Raw genomic sequence first — 21,374 nt, forward strand, 5'->3', positions numbered from 1 at the left:
CAGGATGGTTTTTATGTTGCGTTGGTTGACCGCCGGTGAATCCCATGGCCCGGCACTGGTCGGAATTATTGAAGGCGTCCCCGCCGGTGTTGAACTCACCAGCGGGCAGATCGGCGATGCCCTTGCCCGCCGGCGGCTTGGCTACGGCCGCGGGGCACGGATGAAGTTTGAACAGGACGTTGTCTCGATCCTCGGCGGTGTCCGGCACGGCATCACCCAGGGCGGCCCCGTCGCCATCCAGGTGGGCAACACCGAATGGCCCAAGTGGGAACAGATCATGTCGGCCGATCCCGTGGCCCCCGAGGAGCTCGAGGGTCAGGCGCGCAACGCCCCGCTGACCCGGCCGCGCCCCGGACACGCCGACTTCACCGGAATGCAGAAGTACGGCTTCGACGAGGCCCGTCCCGTGCTTGAGCGCGCCAGCGCGCGGGAAACCGCCACGCGTGTCGCCATGGGCACGGTTGCCGCCCAGTTCCTGAAGCACCTGGGCATTGAGCTTGTCAGCCACACGGTCTCCATCGCCAGCGTCACCGTCCCCGAGGGCAGGCCGCTGCCGCTGCCGGAGAACGTGATCGCGCTCGACGCCGATCCGCTGCGCTGCTTCGACCGCGAAACGTCCGACGCCATGGTTGCCGAGGTGGACGCTGCGCACAAAGAAGGCGAAACCCTCGGCGGCGTGGTGGAGGTGCTCGCCTACGGCCTGCCCCCTGGACTCGGCAGCTACGTCCACTGGGACCGCCGCCTCGATTCCCGCCTGGCCGCCGCCCTCATGGGCATCCAGGCCATCAAGGGCGTTGAAGTAGGCGACGGTTTCCTCACCGCCGCACGCCGCGGGTCCGCCGCCCACGACGAAATCGTCAAGGACGCTGACGGCCGGATCATCCGCACGTCCAACCGTGCAGGCGGCATCGAAGGCGGCATGAGCATCGGCGATGTCCTGCGCGTCAGGGCCGCCATGAAACCCATCGCCACCGTTCCGCGCGCCCTGAAGACCATCGACATCAGCACCGGTGAGGCGGCCAAGGCCCACCACCAGCGCTCGGACGTCTGTGCTGTCCCGGCTGCCGGCGTGGTGGCCGAGGCCATGGTTGCGCTGGTCCTGGCCGAGGCCGTGACCGAGAAGTTCGGCGGCGACTCCGTGGCCGAGACCGCCCGCAACATCAAGGGCTACCTCGAGAGCATTCCGGCGTCGCTGGATACGATCGGACTCTAGTGCCCCCGAGCAATACACCCTGCGCCGCAGGGGACCGGCCCATTGTGCTCATTGGGCCCATGGCTGTCGGCAAGTCGGCGATCGGGCAGCAGCTGGCGCAACAGCTGGACGCCCCGTTCGTGGATACCGACGCCGTCATTGTGGAGGGCCACGGTTCCATTGCGGATATATTTGCCAGCCGCGGCGAGCGTGCCTTCCGGGAGATCGAAGCCCGGACGGTTGCGCGCATCATCGAATCCGCGGCCGGCACCCCCACGGTAGTTTCCCTGGGTGGTGGCTCAGTCCTGGACTCCGGCACCCAGCAGCTGCTGGACCGGTGCACCGTGGTCTACCTGGAGTGTGATGCCGATACGGTTGCCGCCCGGATCGCCAAAAACTCCGGCCGGCCGCTGCTGGCAGGTGACGGCATCCGGCGATGGAAGGCGTTGTTCGCCACCCGGAAGCCGGTCTATGAACGCCTCGCGGACATCGTGCTGGACGTCCGGCAGGGGACCGTGCCGCAGCTGGGCCTGAAGCTGGAAGCGGCGCTGTGCGACTTCGCCGCCCGCAAGTCACCCGGATCCACCACCCGCGGGATCAACAAGACCGCGACGACGGCAGCCAACGGAAGCGCCGCCGCGAAACAGGAAGTTGAAAAGTGAGCGAATCAACCGTCATCAAGGTCACCGGCCAGTCGGCCGGGGACAACTACGACGTCGTAGTTGGCCGCGGCCTGCTCGGCACCCTCCCGAGGCTGCTGGGGGAGCGCGTCCGGCGCGTCCTGGTCATCCACCCGCGGGCCCTCCGGCTCACCGGAGACACCGTCCGCGATGAACTCGCAGCTGCCGGCTTCACCGCCCTCACCGCCGAGATCCCGGACGCCGAGGAAGGCAAGCACATCCAGGTGGCTGCGTTCTGCTGGCAGGTGCTGGGACAGAACGACTTCACCCGCTCCGATGCCGTGGTCTCCGTCGGCGGGGGCGCTGTCACCGACCTTGCCGGCTTCGTGGCCGCCACCTGGCTGCGCGGCGTCAAGGTCATCCACATGCCCACCAGCCTCCTCGGCATGGTCGACGCGGCCGTGGGCGGTAAGACCGGAATCAACACGGCCGAAGGCAAGAACCTCGTGGGCGCCTTCCACCCGCCCGCAGCCGTCCTCACGGATCTGGACACGCTGAAGACCCTGCCCCGGAACGAGATCATCTCGGGCATGGCCGAGGTCATCAAATGCGGCTTCATCGCCGATCCCGCCATCCTTGACCTCGTGGAGAAGGATCCCGAGGCTGTCACGGATCCCGGCTCCGACGCCCTGCGCGAACTCATCGAACGCGCCATCGCCGTCAAGGCCCGCGTCGTCTCGGAGGACCTCAAGGAATCCGGACTCCGGGAAATCCTGAACTACGGCCACACACTTGGCCACGCCATCGAACTCGTGGAACGCTACTCCTGGCGGCACGGCGCTGCCGTCTCCGTGGGCATGATGTTCGCGGCCGAGCTGTCCCGCAGCGTGGGCCGGCTCAGCGACGCCGACGCCGACCGGCACCGCAGCATCCTCGAATCCCTCGGGCTGCCCGTCACATACCGGCGTGACCGCTGGCAGGGGCTCCTGGACGGCATGCGCCGTGACAAGAAGTCCCGCGGCGACCTGCTCCGCTTCGTGGTCCTCGACGGGATCGCCAAGCCGGGAATTTTGGACGTGCCCGATACCTCCCTGCTCTTCGCCGCCTACCAGGAGATTGCCTCCTGATGCGCGAAGACCAGGGCGGAACGATCGAATGGCCCGACGGCGGGTTCCCGGGGATCCGGATCAACCCGGAATCGCTGCTTCCTGAAATCATCAGCGAAGAGACATGCGCCGCCGCGCTCGAGGCATCCACCGACCCCGCCGAACGGGTCCTGGTGCTGCTCGTGGAGGGGCACGCGGCCGACGCCGCCGAACTGCTGGCAGAAGCCCGTTACAAGGATCCCGAGTCGTTCCGGCTCCGGGCCTACGAGGCGGATGTCCTGCGCGTAGCCCACCGCTACGACCGCGCCGTTGAACTCTTCCGGCAGCTCCTCGGAGAGGCACACGGAACCGCCAACGAGGCCCTCGTCCACCAGTACCTCGGACGGACGCACTTCGTCGCAGGGAACATCGGTGCCGCGGTGGAATCCTTCGCCCGGGCGCTGGACCTCCGGGTGGCGCAGTCCGCCGATGCAGCCCTCATCTATTCCTCCACGGTGGCGCTGCAGCGGGCGCGGGACGTCCTCGAACTGGCCTCCTGACCGTTCTTCCGGCTGCGCCGGATTGGTCCACCGGCTGCGGCGCCCCGCAGCCCCGAAAACCGGGCCCGCCTTTTCCGTTAGAATAGTTTCTGGATTTTTGATAAATACACGCTGGTGCGCCGTTCGGCCTGCCTGCTTGGCATACCAGCTGGCAGCTAGAACCAGTCAGACACAACCAGAGGAAACCAGTGGCAACCACAAACGACATCAAGAACGGAACCGTCCTGAAGCTTGAGGGCCAGCTCTGGAACGTCATTGAGTTCCAGCACGTCAAGCCGGGCAAGGGCGGCGCCTTCGTCCGCACCAAGATGCGCAACGTCATGTCCGGCAAGGTAGTGGACAAGACCTTCAACGCCGGCCTCAAGATCGAGACCGCCACCGTGGACCGCCGCGACTACCAGTACCTGTACCAGGACGGCGCCGACTTCGTCTTCATGGACACCCAGGACTACGACCAGATCACCGTTTCCGGCGCCACCGTGGGCGATGCCACCAACTTCATGCTGGAAAACCAGATGGTCAACATCGCCATCCACGAAGGCAACCCGCTGTACATCGAGCTGCCGCCGAGCGTTGTCCTGGAAATCACCTACACCGAGCCGGGCCTGCAGGGCGACCGCTCCTCCGCCGGCACCAAGCCCGCCACCCTGGAGACGGGCTACGAGATCCAGGTGCCGCTGTTCGTCGAGAACAACACCAAGGTCAAGGTTGACACCCGCGATGGCAGCTACCTGGGCCGGGTCAGCGAGTAGTGAGCGCCCGCGGTAAAGCCCGCAACAGGGCTCTTGAGGTCCTCTTCGAAGCCGAGCAGCGTTCTGTCTCGGCCTTCGACGTGCTACGCGCGCGCCGCGAGAGGACCGACCAGATCGTCAATCCATACACCCTCGAGATCGTCGAGGGCGTGGTGTCCATGCAGGCCACCATCGACGAATTCCTGGAGACTTACTCGCAGGGCTGGACCCTGGAGCGCATGCCCTCCGTTGACCGCATCATCCTGCGGATCGGCACCTGGGAGCTGCTCTACAACGACGACGTTCCCGACGGCGTTGCCGTCAGCGAAGCCGTCGCTCTGGCCAAGACGCTCTCCACGGACGAGTCGCCGTCGTTCATCAACGGCCTCCTGGGGCGCCTTCAGCAGCTGAAGCCGTCCCTGCTCGCCTGAGCTGCCTTCTACGCAGAAAGCCCCTGCCGGTACGCCGGCAGGGGCTTTCTGCGGTTCCGCTACTGCTGCATTAGGACCTTACTGCTGGACCGGACCTTACTGCTGGACGGCGGCACGCAGTGCACTCAGGTGGCGCAGCTGCTGCACTTCGTCCTGCTGGTGGGCCGGCACATCCCTGCCGCTGAGTATCCGCTGCCGGGTGAAGGCCAGCCGCGTCGCCGCCTTGACGAACTCCTTCATCTCCTCGTCCCGGTTGTAGGACCCCGCCCAGCGGACGGCCTGCCGGCGGCCGCCGGGAGTGGACAGCAGTTCCACCTCGGCCGGGGCGAACCACCCGGCCGCGGCGTACTCCTGGAGGCGCTGCCTGGTGAGGCGCGTTTCCGCGACCCGCAGCACCACGATGCAGGCCACCGCGAGCAGGAAGATGGGTACCTGCACCACCACGTACTGGGCCAGGAAATCCTGCCCCATGCTGTTCCACCTGTTGTGCAGGATCATGGCGGGGACCAGTCCCACGAAGAACGCGAGCACCGAAATGCCCGGGTGCCAGCGCCGCGCCGCCAGGCCCATGATCAGGCCGGTGGTCCCCGTGAAGATGGCGTGCGCGAACGGCGACATCACTCCGCGCAGGAAGAAGATCTGGACAAGGTCGCTGCCGGGAGTGCTTGACTCGGCGATCGCCCGCCCGAAGTAGAGGATGTTCTCGGTGAAGGCGAAGCCGCCGGCAATCGTGAAGGCAAACACCACGCCGTCCACCGGGCCGTCAAAGTTGCGGCGGGCGAACAGCAGGAGCAGCAGCAGGCCCAGGGACTTCGCGAACTCCTCCACCACGGGGGCCTGCACGGTAGTCATGAAGTCGCGGAAGGACGCCTCGTCGGTGGCAGGGGCCGCGAGGGCGAAGACCGGCTGAATGAGCAGCGTCACCGCGATGGACACGGCCGCACCCCAGGTAAAGGCAAACAGCAGTAGGCGCTTCGGCTCGGGTTCCCAGCGGTCAATGACAGCGGCGGCGAACAGCACCGCCGCCAGCGGAACCAGGGACGCAAAAAAACCGATGACGAATCCGGTCACGCCGGTGCTGGCCAGAAGGAACGGCACCACGAGGAACAGGCTGACGAAGGCAAGTATCCCGCCGCCCACGACGAGTCCCAGGGTCCCTGCCCCAGGGCGGGCGGCGACCGTTGACGCGGACTCCGGGATGACCTGGTCTACAGTGCCGCCGCTGTGCCCCGGCGCCGGCCGGTAGTTCTGCGGCTGGACGTGGCCCATCCAGCTCGGATTCGCGGGCTGGTGCTGGAACTGCCGCCCGGAGTCGCCGGGGCGGTGCCAGGCTGAGCGGTTCCGGTCAGGACCGGAAGGCGGCTGCTGCGGGTTCATCGACATAGACACGAGCCTATGTGCCGCGCGGTGGGCAACAAAGCGCCGGGGCGGTCAACACAGCGCGCGCTGCGGTGTGACGGAGGACGCCCTCTTTCCGCGCCGGGAGCGGAAACCCGTGTGGTAATTTTGGAAGGCAAATGTTCCTTTTTTAATTCCGTCCCGTGAGGCGGGGAAAGGGGAGACGAGCGATGACTTCTGTCACGCAGGCACCGGTACCGGCCAGGGTTGTTCTCAACCAGGCGGACATCGACCGTGCCCTCACTCGTATCGCCCATGAGATCCTCGAAGCCAACAAGGGCTCCAAGGACCTGGTGCTGCTGGGTATTCCCCGCCGCGGCTACCCGCTGGCAGTCCGGCTGGCCCAGAAAATCGCCGCCGCCGATCCCGCAGTGGACGCCGCCGCCATCGTTGGCCAGCTGGACGTCACCATGTTCCGCGACGACCTCTCGCACCAGCCCACCAGGCCGCCGCACCCTACCCAGCTGCCGCTGACAGGCATCGACAACAAGGTCGTTGTGCTGATCGATGACGTCCTGTACTCCGGCCGGACGATCCGCGCAGCCCTCGACGCCCTCGTGGACCTCGGCCGGCCGCGCATCGTGCGCCTCGCCGTACTGATTGACCGCGGCCACCGCGAACTTCCCATCCGCGCCGACCACGTGGGCAAGAACCTGCCCACGTCCTCTGCCGAAAAGGTCCGGGTCCGGCTCGAGGAGACCGACGCCGTCGACGGCCAGGCAGTCAACGAAGTGGTCATCGAGGGCGGCGCATGAAACACCTGCTCTCCACTGAAGACCTCAGCCTGGCCAACGCCGTCCGCATCCTCGACACCGCCGAAGAGATGTCCACCGTGGGGGAGCGCGAGGTCAAGAAACTGCCTGCCCTGCGTGGACGGACCGTGGTGAACCTTTTCTTCGAGGATTCCACCCGGACCCGCATTTCCTTCGAGGCCGCAGCCAAGCGGCTCTCCGCGGACGTCATCAACTTCGCCGCCAAGGGGTCGTCGGTCTCCAAGGGCGAATCGCTCAAGGACACAGCCCAGACGCTGTCCGCCATGGGTGCTGACGCCGTCGTGATCCGCCACTGGGCCTCCGGTGCACCGCACCGGCTGGCGGCTACCGACTGGATCGATGCCGCCGTCATCAACGCCGGCGACGGCACCCACGAGCACCCCACGCAGGCGCTGCTGGACGCGTTCACCATGCGGCGGCACTGGACTAAACTCTCAGGCCTCCCCTCAACAGGTGCAGACCTGCGCGGCATGCGCGTCGCCATCGCCGGGGACGTCCTGCACTCCAGGGTGGCGCGGTCCAACGTCTGGCTCCTGCGCACGCTCGGCGCCGACGTCACCCTCGTGGCGCCGCCCACGCTGCTGCCCATCGGCGTCGAACGCTGGCCCTGCAGCGTCAGCTACGACATGGACGAGACCCTTGAAAAGGGCGTCGACGCGGTCATGATGCTTCGCGTCCAGGGCGAGCGGATGAACGCCTCGTTCTTCCCGTCCACCCGGGAGTACTCACGCCGCTGGGGTTTCGATGACAACAGGCTCCGCGCCCTGGACAGCCTGGGCCTGAAGGACACCATCATCATGCACCCCGGACCTATGAACCGGGGCCTGGAAATTTCCGCGGCCGCCGCCGATTCGCCCCGTTCCACTGTGCTCGCGCAGGTGAAGAACGGCGTGTCGATCCGCATGGCCGCCCTGTACCTGCTGCTCTCCGGGGATACCCGTGAACCAGCCGCCACCCTGAAGGAGAGCAACTGATGGCTGAAGAAACCACGTACCTTATCCGGGGCGCCGCAATCCTGGGCGGCGACGCCGAGGACCTGCTCATCCGCGGCGGCGTGATCACGGCACGCGGCACCAATCTGTCAGAGACAGACACGGCTGACGGCGCCACAGTGATCGATGCCAGCGGCCTCGTCGCCCTGCCGGGCATGGTGGACGTCCACACCCACCTCCGGGAACCGGGCCGCGAAGACGCCGAAACGGTGGAAACCGGCACCCGCGCTGCAGCCCTCGGCGGCTTCACCGCCGTGCACGCCATGGCCAACAGCACCCCGGTGGCGGACACCGCCGGCGTGGTGGAGCAGGTCTACAGCCTGGGCCGGGCCGCCGGCTGGGTGGACGTCCGCCCCGTGGGCGCGGTCACCGTGGGGCTCGCCGGCGAGCAGCTCGCCGAGCTCGGCGCCATGGCCGACTCCCGCGCCCACGTCCGCATGTTCTCCGACGACGGCATCTGCGTCCACGATCCGGTCCTGATGCGACGCGCCCTCGAGTACGTCAAGGCGTTCGACGGCGTTGTGGCCCAGCACGCGCAGGAACCCCGCCTCACCGCCGGGGCCCAGATGAACGAGGGCGAGGTTTCCGCCGTCCTCGGCCTGACCGGCTGGCCGGCAGTGGCCGAGGAAAGCATCATCGCCCGCGACGTCCTGCTTACCCAGCACGTGGCCTCCCGGCTCCACGTCTGCCACGTGTCCACCGCAGGTTCGGTCGAAATCATCCGCTGGGCCAAGGGCCGCGGCATCAACGTCACCGCCGAAGTCACCCCGCACCACCTGCTGCTCACCGATGACCTGGTCCGCAGCTATGACCCCGTCTACAAGGTCAACCCGCCGCTGCGCACCAACGAGGACGTCCAGGCCCTGCGCGCCGCCCTCGCGGACGGCACCATCGACGTCGTCGGCACCGATCACGCCCCGCACCCGAGCGAGCACAAGGAATGCGAGTGGGCGCAGGCGGCCATGGGCATGACGGGACTGGAAACCGCGCTCTCTGTGGTCCAGCACGCCATGATCGAAACCGGCCTGATGACTTGGGCGGACTTCGCCCGGGTAACGTCCTCTGCCCCGGCCGGCATCGGACGGCTGGCGGACCAGGGCCGGCCGCTCGAAAAGGGCGAACCCGCCAACATTGTGCTCGTCGATCCGGCTGCGCGCTGGACCGTGGATCCCTCCGCCATGGCAACCATGGGACGCAACTCGCCGTTCCGCGGTATGGAGCTGCCCGGCAAGGTTGTGGCGACGTTCTTCAAGGGACACCCCACGGTCCTGGACGGAAAGCTCAACACGCCCTACCGCTACCCCTCGGAGGCGCCGGTCGCCGGCGCGGCGGGGGCCAACTGATGGAAAAAGTCCTTCCCGGACTTGCCATGCTGGCCGTCGTCGCCGTCGTTTTCGTCCTGATCTGGATCGGCTGGCGCAACCGGCTCAGGCGGCAGTCCGGCATCGACCAGCTGCCGGCGGTTCCTGCCGGGCTGGGCGAACCGCTGCTGTCGGCGGAAGGCCAGTACGTGGCCTCCACCACCGCGGGCGACTGGCTGGACAGGATCGCCGTACACGGCCTCGGCATCCGCACCAACGCGCAGCTCTCCATCCATCCGGAGGGCGTGCTTTTTGACCGTTCCGGCGCCGGGCCGCTGTTTATCCCGGCGGGCAGTTTGGCCAGTGTTCGGCAGGACAGCGGCATGGCCGGTAAATTCGTGGAAAAGGACGGGCTGCTCATTGTCAGCTGGATGCTCGGAACCCACGCCCTGGACACCGGCTTCCGCACCCGCAGCGCCGCGGACAAGCCGGCCATCCTCCAGCAACTTCAGGAAATGATCTCCCCAGGCCCCCAGGCAGGTGCCCATAGTGGAAAGTAATAAAGTGACGGAAACCGAAGTGACAGTAAACGCAGGAACTGCGCCGCAGGCAGCAGCATCCACCCCCGCCGTCCTGGTACTCGAAGACGGCCGCATCTTCCGCGGCCGCAGCTACGGCGCGCAGGGCACCGCCCTGGGGGAAGCGGTCTTCGCCACCGGCATGACCGGCTACCAGGAGACCATTACCGACCCGTCCTACGCACGCCAGCTGGTGGTGCAGACGGCGCCGCATATCGGCAACACCGGTGTTAACAGTGAGGACGCCGAATCCCGCCGCATCTGGGTCGCCGGATACATCGTCCGTGACGCCGCCCGCCGCCCCTCCAACTGGCGCTCCGAACGCAGCCTGGACGACGAACTCGTCGAACAGGGCATCGTGGGCATCCAGGGCGTGGACACCCGCGCCATCACCCGGCACCTCCGCGAGCACAAGACCATGCGCGCCGGCATCTTCTCCGGCGAGGCAGCCCAGGCCACGGACAAGGAACTCGTTGACGCCGTGCTCGCCAGCGAGCCGATGGAGGGAGCCCGCCTGGCCGAGGAAGTCAGCATCGACGAAGCCTACGTGGTGGAGCCGAAGGACCACGGCTGGGACGGCGACGCACGCTTCAGCATCGCGGCGATTGACCTCGGCATCAAGGCCATGACGCCGGTCCGCTTCGCCGAGCGCGGCGTCCGCGTCCACGTGCTGCCCGCCACGGCCACCATCGACGACGTCAGGGCCGTCAGCCCCGACGGTTTCTTCATGTCCAACGGCCCCGGCGACCCCGCCACCGCCGACAACCAGGTCAAACTGCTCCGCACCGTCCTGGACGAGAAGCTGCCCTACTTCGGCATTTGCTTCGGCAACCAGATCCTGGGCCGTGCCCTCGGCTTCGGCACCTACAAGCTGCGCTACGGCCACCGCGGCATCAACCAGCCCGTCATGGACCGCCGCACGGGCAAGGTGGAGATCACCTCGCAGAACCACGGCTTCGCCGTCGACGCCCCCCTGGACGGCCCCACCAACGCCCCGGAAGAGCGCTACGGACGGGTCGAGGTCAGCCACGTCAGCCTGAATGACGAGGTCGTGGAAGGCCTGGCCTGCCTGGACATCCCGGCCTTCTCCGTCCAGTACCACCCGGAAGCCGCCGCCGGCCCGCACGACGCCGCCTACCTCTTCGACCGCTTCATCGACCTGATGGAAGACACTAAGCCAAACACCGACGGCCGCACCGCCAACCTGTCCAAGGAACCCGTGGACGCCCAGCACCCCGCAGAGGCCCAGCAGAACCCGGCCGAGCCGAACACGACTGACAACAAGACTGAGGACAAGAAGTAATGCCCAAGAGAACTGACCTTAAGAGCGTCCTGGTCATCGGTTCCGGCCCGATCGTCATCGGCCAGGCCGCTGAATTCGACTACTCCGGCACGCAGGCCCTTCGCGTCCTCAAGGAGGAAGGCCTGCGCGTCATCCTCGTCAATTCCAACCCGGCCACCATCATGACCGACCCGGAGTTCGCCGACGCCACCTACATCGAGCCCATCACCCCCGAGGTGGTGGAGAAGATCATCGCCAAGGAGCGCCCGGACGCCGTGCTGCCCACCCTGGGCGGCCAGACGGCGCTGAACACCGCCATCGCGCTGGACAAGAACGGTGTGCTGGAGAAGTACAACGTGGAACTGATCGGCGCGAATATCGCCGCGATCGAGCTCGGCGAGGACCGCGAAAAGTTCAAGGGCGTCGTGGAGCGCTGCGGCGCCGAATCCGCCCGCAGCCACATCATCCACAGCATGGACGAGGCCCTGAAGGCAGCCGAGGACCTCGGTTACCCCATGGTGGTCCGCCCCTCCTTCACCATGGGCGGCCTCGGTTCCGGCCTGGCGTACAACGAAGAGGACCTCCGCCGGATCGTCGGCCAGGGTCTGCAGTACAGCCCCACCAGCGAGGTGCTGCTCGAAGAGAGTATCCTCGGCTGGAAGGAATACGAGCTGGAAATGATGCGGGACAAGAACGACAACGTGGTTGTCGTCTGCTCCATCGAAAACTTCGATCCCGTGGGCGTGCACACGGGTGACTCCATCACCGTTGCACCGGCACTGACCCTCACCGACCGCGAATACCAGCGGCTCCGCGACATCTCCATCGCGGTCATCCGCGAGGTCGGCGTGGACACCGGCGGCTGTAACATCCAGTTCGCCATCGATCCCGCAACCGGCCGCGTGGTGGTCATCGAAATGAACCCGCGCGTGTCCCGTTCCTCTGCGCTGGCCTCCAAGGCCACCGGCTTCGCCATCGCCAAGATCGCCACCAAGCTCTCGCTCGGCTACACCCTGGACGAGATCCCCAACGACATCACCCAGAAGACCCCCGCCTCCTTCGAGCCCACGCTCGACTACGTGGTGGTCAAGGTCCCGCGGTTCGCGTTCGAGAAGTTCCCGGCCGCCGACCCCACACTGACCACCACCATGAAGTCGGTGGGCGAGGCCATGGCCATAGGCCGCAACTTTACCGAGGCCCTCCAGAAGGCCCTGCGCTCCCTCGAACAGAAGGGCTCGCAGCTGGACTTCAGCTCCGTCCCCGAATGGGAAGTCCCGGAGCTCATCGAGAAGGCCAAGCGCCCGACGACGGAACGCCTGCACCAGGTGCAGCGTGCCCTGCTCGGCGGCGCCAGCGTGGAAGAACTCTTCGAGGCCACCAAGATCGACCCCTGGTTCCTGGACCAGCTGCAGCTGCTCAACGAGATCTCCCAGGAGATCCGCCGATCCGGCGCCCTGACGGTGGACATGCTCCGCCGCGCCAAGCGGCACGGCTTCTCCGACGAGCAGATCGGCGCGCTGACGCACAACTCCGAGGCCGTTGTCCGCGGCGTCCGCCAGGCACTCGGCGTCCGCCCGGTCTACAAGACCGTTGACACCTGCGCCGCCGAGTTCGCCGCCTACACGCCGTACCACTACTCGGCCTACGACGAGGAGGACGAGGTTGCGCTGCACTCCAAGCCGTCCATCCTCATCCTCGGCTCCGGGCCCAACCGCATCGGCCAGGGCATCGAGTTCGACTACTCCTGCGTCCACGCCTCCATGGCGCTCCGCAAGGCCGGCTACGAGACGGTCATGGTCAACTGCAACCCGGAAACCGTGTCCACCGACTACGACATCTCCACCCGGCTGTACTTCGAACCGCTGACCCTGGAGGACGTCCTCGAGGTCATCGCGGCCGAGGAACGCACCGGCGGCGTCATGGGCGTCTTCGTGCAGCTCGGCGGCCAGACCCCGCTGAAGCTGGCCCAGCAGCTGGCCGACGCCGGCGTGCCCATCCTGGGCACCTCGCCCGAAGCGATCGACCTCGCCGAGCACCGCGGCGCCTTCGCCCGGGTGCTTGACGAAGCCGGCCTGGTTTCCCCGAAGAACGGCACCGCCGTCTCCTTCGAGGAAGCCAAGAAGATCGCCGACGAGATCGGCTACCCGGTCCTGGTCCGACCGTCCTACGTCCTGGGCGGCCGCGGCATGGAAATCGTCTACGACGAGCCGAACCTGTCCCGCTACATCGCCAACGCCACCGAGATCACCCCGGACCACCCGGTGCTGATCGACCGCTTCCTCGAGGACGCCGTCGAAATCGACGTGGACGCCCTCTTCGACGGAACCGACATGTACCTGGGCGGCATCATGGAGCACATCGAGGAAGCCGGCATCCATTCCGGCGACTCCGCATGCGTCCTGCCTCCGATCACCCTGGGCAACGACGTGCTGGAGCGCGTCCGCACCGCCACCCGGGCCATCGCCGAGGGAGTGGGCGTCCGCGGCCTCATCAACATCCAGTTCGCGCTGGCCTCCGACGTCCTGTACGTCCTGGAAGCCAACCCGCGCGCCTCCCGGACCGTGCCCTTCGTCTCCAAGGCCACCGGCGTGCAGATGGCCAAGGCCGCTGCACTGATCGGCACCGGCGTGACCATCGGCCAGCTCCGCAGCGCGTACAAGATACTGCCGGAAACCGGCGACGGCTCCACGCTGCCGCTGGACGCCCCCGTGTCCGTCAAGGAAGCAGTCCTGCCGTTCAGCCGCTTCCGCACCCCGGAAGGCACCGTGGTGGACTCGCTGCTCGGACCGGAAATGCGCTCCACCGGCGAGGTCATGGGCATTGACAAGCACTTCGACACCGCCTTCGCCAAGAGCCAGGCCGGCGCCAACAACGCCCTGCCCACCGAAGGCAAGGTCTTCGTGTCCGTGGCCAACCGCGACAAGCGTTCTGTCATCATGGGCGTCAAGCGACTCTCCGACCTCGGCTTCGAGATCGTCTCCACCGGCGGCACCGCCGACGTCCTGCGCCGCAACGGCATCCAGGCCACTCCGGTCCGCAAGGTGGCCGAGGGCAGCAGCGCCGAAGGTGAAGGCACCATCGCCGACCTCGTGATCGGCGGCGAGATCGACATGGTGTTCAACACCCCGTCCGGCGGCGAGGCCCGCAGCGACGGATACGAACTCCGTGCCGCCGCCACCTCCATCGGCATCCCGTGCATCACCACGGTGGCCGAGTTCAATGCCGCCGTCCAGGCGATTGAGGCGCTGCGCACCTACGCCTGGTCCGTGACCAGCCTGCAGGAGCACGCGGCCGCGCTCCTTGCGTCGCAGGAGGCCGCCCTGCAGAAGACCGCAGCGCAGAGTCCGGCAGCGCAGAATGCCTGAGGCAGGGAACACTGCCGCAGGCTCCGCCCGGGAGTCGTTCGGCTCCCGGCTGGGCCGGGCCATGGCGGACCGCGGTCCGCTGTGCGTCGGGATTGATCCCCACCCCGCCCTGCTGGGCAGCTGGGGACTGAACGACGACGCCGCCGGCCTGGAGCGTTTCTCGCTCACCGTTCTGGAGGCCGTGGGTTCGCTCGCTGCCGCGGTCAAACCCCAGGTGGCGCTCTACGAGCGGCACGGCTCCGCCGGGATTGCGGTCCTGGAACGGACACTGGCCGCCGCGGCCGATGCCGGCGTGCTGAGCATCGCCGACGCCAAGCGCGGCGACATCGGGTCCACCATGGCCGCCTACGCCGACGCCTGGCTCCGTGACGGCTCCGCCCTGGCCGCGGATTCCGTGACCCTGAGCCCGTATCTGGGCTTCGAGTCTCTACGGCCGGCCCTGGATCTCGCTGCCGAGCACGGCCGGGGCGTGTTCGTCCTGGCGCTGACCTCCAACCCGGAAGGCGCCTCCGTGCAGCACGTGGGCGGAAGCGACTCCGTGGCACGCCGGATCGTCCAGGCCGCCGCGGCGGAGAACGAACGGTACTCCGGGCCCCTCGGCTCGGCGGGCCTCGTGGTGGGAGCCACCGTAGGCACGGCACTGGCTGACCTGCAGCTTGACCTGGGGGCCGTCCGCGGGCCGATCCTCGCGCCGGGCCTGGGCGCCCAGGGGGCCACTCCGGCTGACCTGCGGAAGACCTTCGGTGCCGCTTACCCCCAGGTCCTGGGAACCTCCAGCCGGGACATCCTCAAGGCCGGCCCCGGCGTCCGGGAGCTGACCGAGGCGGCGCAGCGCACCCTCGCCGGACTCCGCTCCGAATAGCGCATTGATTTCTCCGGCCGGCAGGGAGTAGGTTCAGGACAAATCCGTGGCTGCTCCAACGCCGCCGGCCGCGGATCCGTTGGCTGACCCCAGGGGAATGACCGTGAGCTTGCGACCCTTGTCACCGCAGGAACGTTCCGACGCACTGAGGAAGGCCGCGGCGGCAAGGGCTGCCAGGGCCTCGGCCAAGGAGCGGCTCAAATCCGGGGACCTGACCGTGGCCCAGATCCTGGACTCCGGCGGCACCGAGGAGGCCATAGCGCGCATGCGCGTTTCGGAACTCCTCGAGGCACTGCCGGGGATCGGGAAGGTCCGGGCCGCGGCCATCATGGACAGCCTCGGCATCGCCGCGTCCCGCCGGGTCCGTGGCCTGGGCATTCACCAGCGCCGGGCGCTGGTAGATTTTATGAACGAGAAATAGCTTTATCCGAACAGAGTCATCTGTAGACCGCCCAAAGGAATACGTGATCAACAAACCCGGACTGACAGTCCTCGCTGGTCCTACGGCTGTTGGCAAAGGCACCGTGTCCACCTATATCCGCGATACCTATCCCGAGGTCTGGCTGTCCGTTTCGGCCACCACCCGGGCCCCGCGGCCCGGTGAGATCGACGGTGTGCACTACTACTTCAAGTCCAAGGAAGAGTTCGAGTCCCTCGTGGCCGCCGGCGAATTCCTGGAATGGGCGGTGGTGCACGGACAGAACACCTACGGAACCCTGAAGAGCACCGTCAACCAGGCCATCGCCGAAGGCCGCTCCGTGCTGCTGGAGATCGACCTGCAGGGCGCACGGCAGGTGAAGCAGGCCGTCCCGGATGCCCAGTTCGTGTTCCTGGCACCGCCCAGCTGGGAAGAACTGGTGCGCCGGCTGGTGGGCCGTGGCACCGAATCGGCCGAGGAACAGCAGCGCCGGCTGGAAACCGGTAAAGTAGAACTTGCTGCTGAACCGGAGTTCGACCACACCGTCATCAATGACGACGTCCGCCGGGCAGCGGACGAGCTTGTTTCACTCATGGGGCTGACCCCGCACCCGCGCCAGACGCAGACGCCGTCAGCCCGTTAGAAATTTGGAGAATTCGTGTCCACGAACCTTGAAGGCATCATCAACCCGCCGATCGATTCGCTGCTCCAGGCGGCTGATTCCAAGTACGGCCTGGTGATCTTCGGTGCCAAGCGTGCACGCCAGATCAACGCGTACTACGCACAGCTGCACGAGGGCCTGTTCGAGTATGTCGGCCCCCTGGTCGACACCAAGCTGAACGAGAAGTCGCTGTCCATCGCCCTGCGCGAGATCAACGAGGGCAAGCTGGTTTCCACGCCGATCGAAGCTGCAGAGTAAACTCCGCAGAGTAAACAGACTGCCTGCTGACGGAGTTCACGTGCGCATAGTCCTCGGAGTCGGGGGAGGGATCGCCGCCTACAAGGTGGCATCGCTCCTCCGGCTTTTTACTGAAGCCGGACACGGCGTTACCGTCATCCCCACGGAAGCAGCCACCCGCTTTGTCGGCGTGGCCACCTGGGAGGCGCTGTCCGGGAACCCGGTGACCAACAGCGTCTTCGACGACGTTGACCAGGTGAAGCACGTCCGGCTGGGCCACGAGGCAGACCTGATCGTCGTGGCACCCGCCACGGCCGACCTCCTGGCCCGTGCCGCCGCCGGCCAGGCCAGCGACCTGCTCACCAACACGCTCCTGATGGCGAGCGGTCCGGTGCTGTTTGCCCCGGCCATGCACACCGAAATGTGGCAGCATGCAGCCACCCAGGCCAACGTCGAAACGCTGCGCAGCCGTGGCGTGACGGTCCTTGAACCTGCCAGCGGGCGGCTGACCGGCAGCGATTCCGGCCCCGGCCGGCTTCCGGAACCCGAAGCCATCTTCGAAGCCGCCATGGCACTGGCGCATGGCCTCCAGGCTGACGCCCCGCTGTCCCCGTCGGCCGACGGTACCCCGGACGCGAACTCCACCGGGCCGCTCTTCCCGCTGGCCGGCCGCATGGTGACCATCAGCTCCGGCGGTACCCGTGAGCCGCTGGACCCCGTCCGGTTCCTGGGCAACCGCTCCTCCGGCAAGCAGGGTGTGGCGCTGGCCGCCGCCGCCCGCGACGCCGGAGCCACCGTGCGGCTCGTGGCCGCCCACATGGAGGTGCCCGCCCCTGCGGGCGTCGAACTCGTCGTCGTCGAAACCGCCCTGCAGCTGCGCGAAGCCATGCTGGCAGCGGCAGCCGATTCCGACGTCGTCATCATGGCAGCGGCCGTGGCCGACTTCCGGCCCGCCGAGGTGTCCGGAACCAAGATCAAGAAGCGGGACGATACCGCCGACCCCGTCATCACGCTGGTCCGCAACCCCGACATCCTGCACGAGCTGGTCGGGGTCCGCGACGCCGGAGGCAGCAGCCAGCTGGTGGTGGGCTTCGCCGCCGAAACGGGGGATGAGCAGGGTGATGTGCTCTCCTACGCCGAGGCGAAGCTGAGGCGCAAGGGCTGTGACCTGCTGGTGGTCAACCACGTGGGGTCCGGCAGGGTGTTCGGCCAGGACCACAACTCCGTGGTCATCCTCTCGCGGGCCGGTTCCGAACCCCAGTCGGCGTCCGGCTCCAAGCAGGACGTCGCCGCCATTGTCATTGACCGGGTCGGCTCCGAACTGAGCCGGGCCTATCCGCGAACCTGACGGGCGTAAGCAACGTCTCCTTAGCATGGGGACACACGCTGCCGCGCCTCCGTTTGCCAACGAGTAAGGTAGTTGAGTGACTTTACCGCTGCACATTCCAGAATCCCACGGGTCCGCACCCGCCGCGCTTCGGCTCTTCACCTCGGAGTCGGTAACTGAAGGGCACCCGGACAAGATCTGTGACCAGATCAGTGATGCGATTTTGGACGCCCTGCTGGACAAGGACCCCGAGTCCCGCGTCGCCGTCGAGACCATGGCCACCACCGGCCTGGTCCACGTGGCCGGTGAAGTGACTACTGACGCCTACGTTGAGATTCCCCAGATCGTCCGAGAGACCATTCTGGGCATCGGCTATGACTCCTCCGCCAACGGCTTCGACGGCGCGCGCTGCGGTGTTTCCGTGTCCATCGGCCAGCAGTCCAACGACATCGCCGGCGGCGTTTTCAACTCGCTGGAGGCACGCGAAGGCCGCCAGGAGGATGACTACGACCTCCAGGGCGCCGGTGACCAGGGCCTGATGTTCGGCTACGCCAGCGACGAGACCCCGTCCTACATGCCCACGCCGATCTGGATCGCGCACCGCCTCTCGGAACGCCTCACCGAGGTCCGCAAGAACGGCGAACTGGACTACCTCCGCCCGGACGGCAAGACCCAGGTCACCATCGGGTACGACGGCGACCGGCCGGTTTCCGTGGAGACGGTGGTGATCTCCAGCCAGCACGCCGACGGCTTCAGCCTGGACCAGCTCCGTGCCGACCTCGCGACGCACGTCATCGACCCCGTCCTCGCCCTCGCGGACCTGGACATTTCGCGCACCAACAACATCCTGAACCCCGCCGGCGCGTTCGTGATCGGTGGCCCGGTGGGCGACGCCGGACTCACCGGCCGCAAGATCATCGTGGACACCTACGGCGGCATGGCCCGGCACGGCGGCGGCGCCTTCTCCGGCAAGGACCCGTCCAAGGTGGACCGCTCCGCGGCGTACGCCATGCGCTGGGTTGCCAAGAACGTGGTGGCTGCGGGACTCGCCAAGCGCGCTGAGATCCAGATCGCCTACGCGATCGGCCAGGCCCGCCCCGTAGGAACCTACGTCGAGACCTTCGGCACCGAGACCGTTGACCCGGCAAGGATCGGCGCCGCGATCGCCGAGATTTTCGATCTGCGTCCCCGCGCCATCATCGACGCCCTGGACCTCAAGCGTCCCATCTACGCCAAGACGGCCGCCCACGGCCACTTCGGGCGCGATGATCCGGACTTCACCTGGGAGCGCCTGGACCGCGTGGACGACCTGAAGGCGTACTTCAACGCCTGAACCGTCCCCTCTGCGGCCGTCAGCACCCGGGAATGTCAGACCCGTGTGATGTGCTGATGAGTAACCCAGGACGGAGGTAAGGCGCCATGTCTTCCAACAGCATGTCGTCCAACGGCCTGTCTTCTAACGGCATGTCTTCGAACCCCACGCCGGCGCCGCTGCAGCTGTCACTGCTGCAGGGGTTCCCGGCCACGGCCAGAGCCGCCGGTGGTCCGCCGCTGGCTGCCGTCCGTCCGGTGGCGCGCGTGCTCATCGAATCCCCGCTGCCGCACCTGGACCGGCCGTTCGACTACAGTGTGCCCGCCGAACTGGATGAGGACGCCCAGCCGGGGGTGCGAGTCCGGGTGAAGTTCAGCGGCCAGGAACTCGGTGGCTACATCCTGGACCGGGTCGAGGAGTCCGACGCCGGCCAGCCCCTGGTTCCGCTGCACAAGGTTCTCTCGCCGGTAGCTGTGCTGACTCCGGCCCTGCAGGAACTCGCCGGGCGCGTGGCCGCCCGCTACGCAGGCACCGTCAGCGACGTGCTCCGCGTGGCCATCCCGCCGCGGGTGGTCAAAGTGGAGAAGGAACTAGCCGGCAACGAACCGGCGGAGCCTCCCGCGGCGGGGCATGACCTGTCCGGCTCCGGCTGGACCAGTTACCGGAACGGCGCCGCCTTCCTCCGCCATCTCGCGTCCGGAGGCTCGCCCCGCGCTGCCCTCAGTGCCCTGCAGGGCTTCGGCCCGGACGGCTGGCCGCGGCTTGTCGCGCAGGCGGTGGCGGCCGTCCGGCAGTCCGGACGCGGCGCCGTCGTGGTCGTTCCCGACTACCGCGACCTGGACCGGGTGCAGGCCGCCCTCGAAGAGATCCTGCCCGCAGAAGACGTGGCGCGGCTGACGGCCGACGACGGCCAGACGCCCCGGTACCGCAACTACCTCAGGGTCCTCAAGGGTTCCGCGGGTGTGGCCGTGGGCACCCGTTCGGCGGCCTACGCACCAGTGCAGAACCTTGGACTCGTGGTGTGCTGGGATGACGGCGACGACCTCCACGTCGAGCAGCGTTCCCCGTACGCCCACACCCGCGAGGTGCTGCTGCTCCGTGCCGAGCAGGAGGGGGCTGCCTGCCTGCTGGCGGGGCACACTCGCAGCACGGAAGTTCAGCGGCTGGTGGACGCCGGCTGGGCGATGCCCGTGGAAGCCGAACGCACGGTGCTGCGCCGCACGGTTCCAAGGGTCCTCAACACCGCCGACAGCTTCGAGCAGGAGCGCGACCCGCTCGCCCGGCTGGCAAGGCTGCCGGGCGCAGCATGGCGCACCGCCAAGGAGGCACTGGAACGCGGCCCGGTGCTGGTGCAGGTGGCCCGGGCAGGGTATGCGCCGTCACTCGCGTGCGAAACCTGCCGGGAACCCGCGCGCTGCCCGTCCTGCCAGGGGCCGCTCGCCATCGCCGGCAGCGCTGCCGTTCCCCAGTGCCGCTGGTGTTCGACGCCGGCGCCGACGTGGCGCTGCGTGCACTGCCAGGGCACCCGGCTGCGCCGCGGTGCGGCGGGCGTTCTCCGCACGGCCGAGGAACTGGGCAGGGCTTTTCCCGGAAAGGCCGTGGTCACGTCCTCCGGCCAGAACGTCAAGGCCACCGTGCCGGATGCGTGCGCGCTGGTGGTGGCGACGGTGGGCGCCGAGCCCGTGGCTCCGGGCGGGTACGCGGCGGCGCTGCTGCTCGACGGCGACTCGCTGCTGCGCCGGGAGAACCTGCGCGCGGGCGAGGACGCTGTGCGCCGCTGGTTCAACGCCGCCGCCCTGGTCCGGCCGGCTGGCGAGGGCGGGCTCGTCGTCATCACCGCCGACGACACTGCCGCCGTCGGAGCCTTGCTGCGCTGGGACCCTGCCGGTTATGCGCAGCGGGAACTGGGACTGCGCGCCGAGTTGCAGCTGCCCCCGGCGGTGAGGGTCGCCGCCGTGACCGGCGGCAGCACCGCCGTCGGCCATTTCACGGCGTCGGCCACAAAGCTTCTTGCCGCCGAGGGCGTGGACCTGCGCGTCGCGGGCCCGGCGCCGCTGCTGCAGACCTCGGGCATCCAGACTTCCGGGTCGGAGAATGAGGATGTACGGACGCTGCTGTTCATCCCGTACGCGCAAGCCGCCACGGTGACCAGGGTCCTTCGGGCTGCGAAGGCCGCAGGCGCGGCCAAGCGCACCGAGGACCCGGTGCAGCTGCGGCTCGACGGGGTTGACGTACTCTGACGGTTCGAC

Annotated in this window: 20 protein-coding genes; 19 read left to right on the forward strand and 1 reads right to left on the reverse strand. The window is 67.7% G+C overall.

What is annotated here, in order from left to right:
* Positions 1-13: 13 nt before the first annotated feature.
* From aroC to nusB, 6 genes are all read left to right on the forward strand, one after another.
* Positions 14-1,213, forward strand: a complete 1,200-nt coding sequence (gene aroC / locus AC1DFE_RS08055) for a chorismate synthase (protein WP_476905376.1) — start codon at positions 14-16, stop codon at positions 1,211-1,213.
* Positions 1,213-1,854 carry a shikimate kinase gene (locus tag AC1DFE_RS08060; protein WP_476905377.1) on the forward strand — a complete coding sequence of 214 codons (642 nt, stop codon included), beginning with the start codon at positions 1,213-1,215 and terminating at the stop codon, positions 1,852-1,854. Before aroC ends, AC1DFE_RS08060 begins: the two co-directional genes overlap by 1 nt.
* Positions 1,851-2,939, forward strand: coding sequence for a 3-dehydroquinate synthase (gene aroB, locus AC1DFE_RS08065; protein ID WP_476905378.1), 1,089 nt, complete (start codon positions 1,851-1,853; stop codon positions 2,937-2,939). The genes AC1DFE_RS08060 and aroB overlap by 4 nt, the downstream gene beginning before the upstream one ends.
* Positions 2,939-3,457, forward strand: coding sequence for a tetratricopeptide repeat protein (locus AC1DFE_RS08070; protein WP_476905379.1), 519 nt, complete (start codon positions 2,939-2,941; stop codon positions 3,455-3,457). The genes aroB and AC1DFE_RS08070 overlap by 1 nt, the downstream gene beginning before the upstream one ends.
* A gap of 188 nt (positions 3,458-3,645) precedes the next feature.
* Complete coding sequence (gene efp, locus AC1DFE_RS08075) at positions 3,646-4,209, forward strand: elongation factor P (protein WP_476905380.1); 564 nt, start codon at positions 3,646-3,648, stop codon at positions 4,207-4,209.
* Complete coding sequence (gene nusB / locus AC1DFE_RS08080) at positions 4,209-4,619, forward strand: transcription antitermination factor NusB (protein ID WP_003800750.1); 411 nt, start codon at positions 4,209-4,211, stop codon at positions 4,617-4,619. Before efp ends, nusB begins: the two co-directional genes overlap by 1 nt.
* Positions 4,620-4,715: 96 nt before the next feature.
* Here the strand turns inward: nusB and AC1DFE_RS08085 are convergent, their stop codons facing one another.
* Positions 4,716-6,002: a PrsW family intramembrane metalloprotease gene (locus tag AC1DFE_RS08085; RefSeq protein ID WP_476905381.1), complete on the reverse strand. Its 1,287-nt coding sequence runs from the start codon at positions 6,000-6,002 to the stop codon at positions 4,716-4,718.
* A gap of 185 nt (positions 6,003-6,187) precedes the next feature.
* Here AC1DFE_RS08085 and pyrR point away from each other — a divergent pair, with 185 nt between their 5' ends.
* The 13 genes from pyrR (at position 6,188) to AC1DFE_RS08150 (ending at position 21,365) form a co-directional block, all read left to right on the forward strand.
* Complete coding sequence (pyrR, locus tag AC1DFE_RS08090) at positions 6,188-6,772, forward strand: bifunctional pyr operon transcriptional regulator/uracil phosphoribosyltransferase PyrR (protein WP_476905382.1); 585 nt, start codon at positions 6,188-6,190, stop codon at positions 6,770-6,772.
* On the forward strand, positions 6,769-7,764 hold the full coding sequence (locus AC1DFE_RS08095; protein ID WP_476905383.1) for an aspartate carbamoyltransferase catalytic subunit: 996 nt from the start codon (positions 6,769-6,771) through the stop codon (positions 7,762-7,764). Before pyrR ends, AC1DFE_RS08095 begins: the two co-directional genes overlap by 4 nt.
* Positions 7,764-9,125, forward strand: coding sequence for a dihydroorotase (locus tag AC1DFE_RS08100; protein WP_476905384.1), 1,362 nt, complete (start codon positions 7,764-7,766; stop codon positions 9,123-9,125). Before AC1DFE_RS08095 ends, AC1DFE_RS08100 begins: the two co-directional genes overlap by 1 nt.
* Positions 9,125-9,643 carry a PH-like domain-containing protein gene (locus AC1DFE_RS08105; protein ID WP_476905385.1) on the forward strand — a complete coding sequence of 173 codons (519 nt, stop codon included), beginning with the start codon at positions 9,125-9,127 and terminating at the stop codon, positions 9,641-9,643. Before AC1DFE_RS08100 ends, AC1DFE_RS08105 begins: the two co-directional genes overlap by 1 nt.
* Positions 9,644-9,662: 19 nt before the next feature.
* Positions 9,663-10,964 (forward strand): glutamine-hydrolyzing carbamoyl-phosphate synthase small subunit, encoded by a 1,302-nt coding sequence (carA, locus tag AC1DFE_RS08110; RefSeq protein WP_476905386.1) that lies wholly within the window; start codon positions 9,663-9,665, stop codon positions 10,962-10,964.
* Positions 10,964-14,308: a carbamoyl-phosphate synthase large subunit gene (gene carB / locus AC1DFE_RS08115; protein WP_476905387.1), complete on the forward strand. Its 3,345-nt coding sequence runs from the start codon at positions 10,964-10,966 to the stop codon at positions 14,306-14,308. The genes carA and carB overlap by 1 nt, the downstream gene beginning before the upstream one ends.
* Positions 14,301-15,170, forward strand: coding sequence for an orotidine-5'-phosphate decarboxylase (gene pyrF, locus AC1DFE_RS08120; protein WP_476905388.1), 870 nt, complete (start codon positions 14,301-14,303; stop codon positions 15,168-15,170). The genes carB and pyrF overlap by 8 nt, the downstream gene beginning before the upstream one ends.
* A 97-nt stretch (positions 15,171-15,267) precedes the next feature.
* Positions 15,268-15,591, forward strand: a complete 324-nt coding sequence (gene mihF / locus AC1DFE_RS08125) for an integration host factor, actinobacterial type (protein ID WP_476905447.1) — start codon at positions 15,268-15,270, stop codon at positions 15,589-15,591.
* Between the two features lie 43 nt (positions 15,592-15,634).
* On the forward strand, positions 15,635-16,231 hold the full coding sequence (gene gmk, locus AC1DFE_RS08130) for a guanylate kinase (RefSeq protein ID WP_476905389.1): 597 nt from the start codon (positions 15,635-15,637) through the stop codon (positions 16,229-16,231).
* A 15-nt stretch (positions 16,232-16,246) separates the two neighbouring features.
* Entirely contained in the window at positions 16,247-16,507 is a 261-nt protein-coding gene (rpoZ, locus tag AC1DFE_RS08135) for a DNA-directed RNA polymerase subunit omega (protein WP_307028775.1), read from the forward strand.
* Between the two features lie 40 nt (positions 16,508-16,547).
* Complete coding sequence (locus AC1DFE_RS08140; RefSeq protein WP_476905390.1) at positions 16,548-17,834, forward strand: bifunctional phosphopantothenoylcysteine decarboxylase/phosphopantothenate synthase; 1,287 nt, start codon at positions 16,548-16,550, stop codon at positions 17,832-17,834.
* A gap of 76 nt (positions 17,835-17,910) precedes the next feature.
* Entirely contained in the window at positions 17,911-19,146 is a 1,236-nt protein-coding gene (gene metK / locus AC1DFE_RS08145; RefSeq protein ID WP_476905391.1) for a methionine adenosyltransferase, read from the forward strand.
* 131 nt (positions 19,147-19,277) lie between these two features.
* Complete coding sequence (locus tag AC1DFE_RS08150; protein ID WP_476905448.1) at positions 19,278-21,365, forward strand: primosomal protein N'; 2,088 nt, start codon at positions 19,278-19,280, stop codon at positions 21,363-21,365.
* The last annotated feature ends 9 nt before the right edge of the window (positions 21,366-21,374 follow it).

Source organism: Arthrobacter sp. 05T423, from assembly GCF_056396245.1.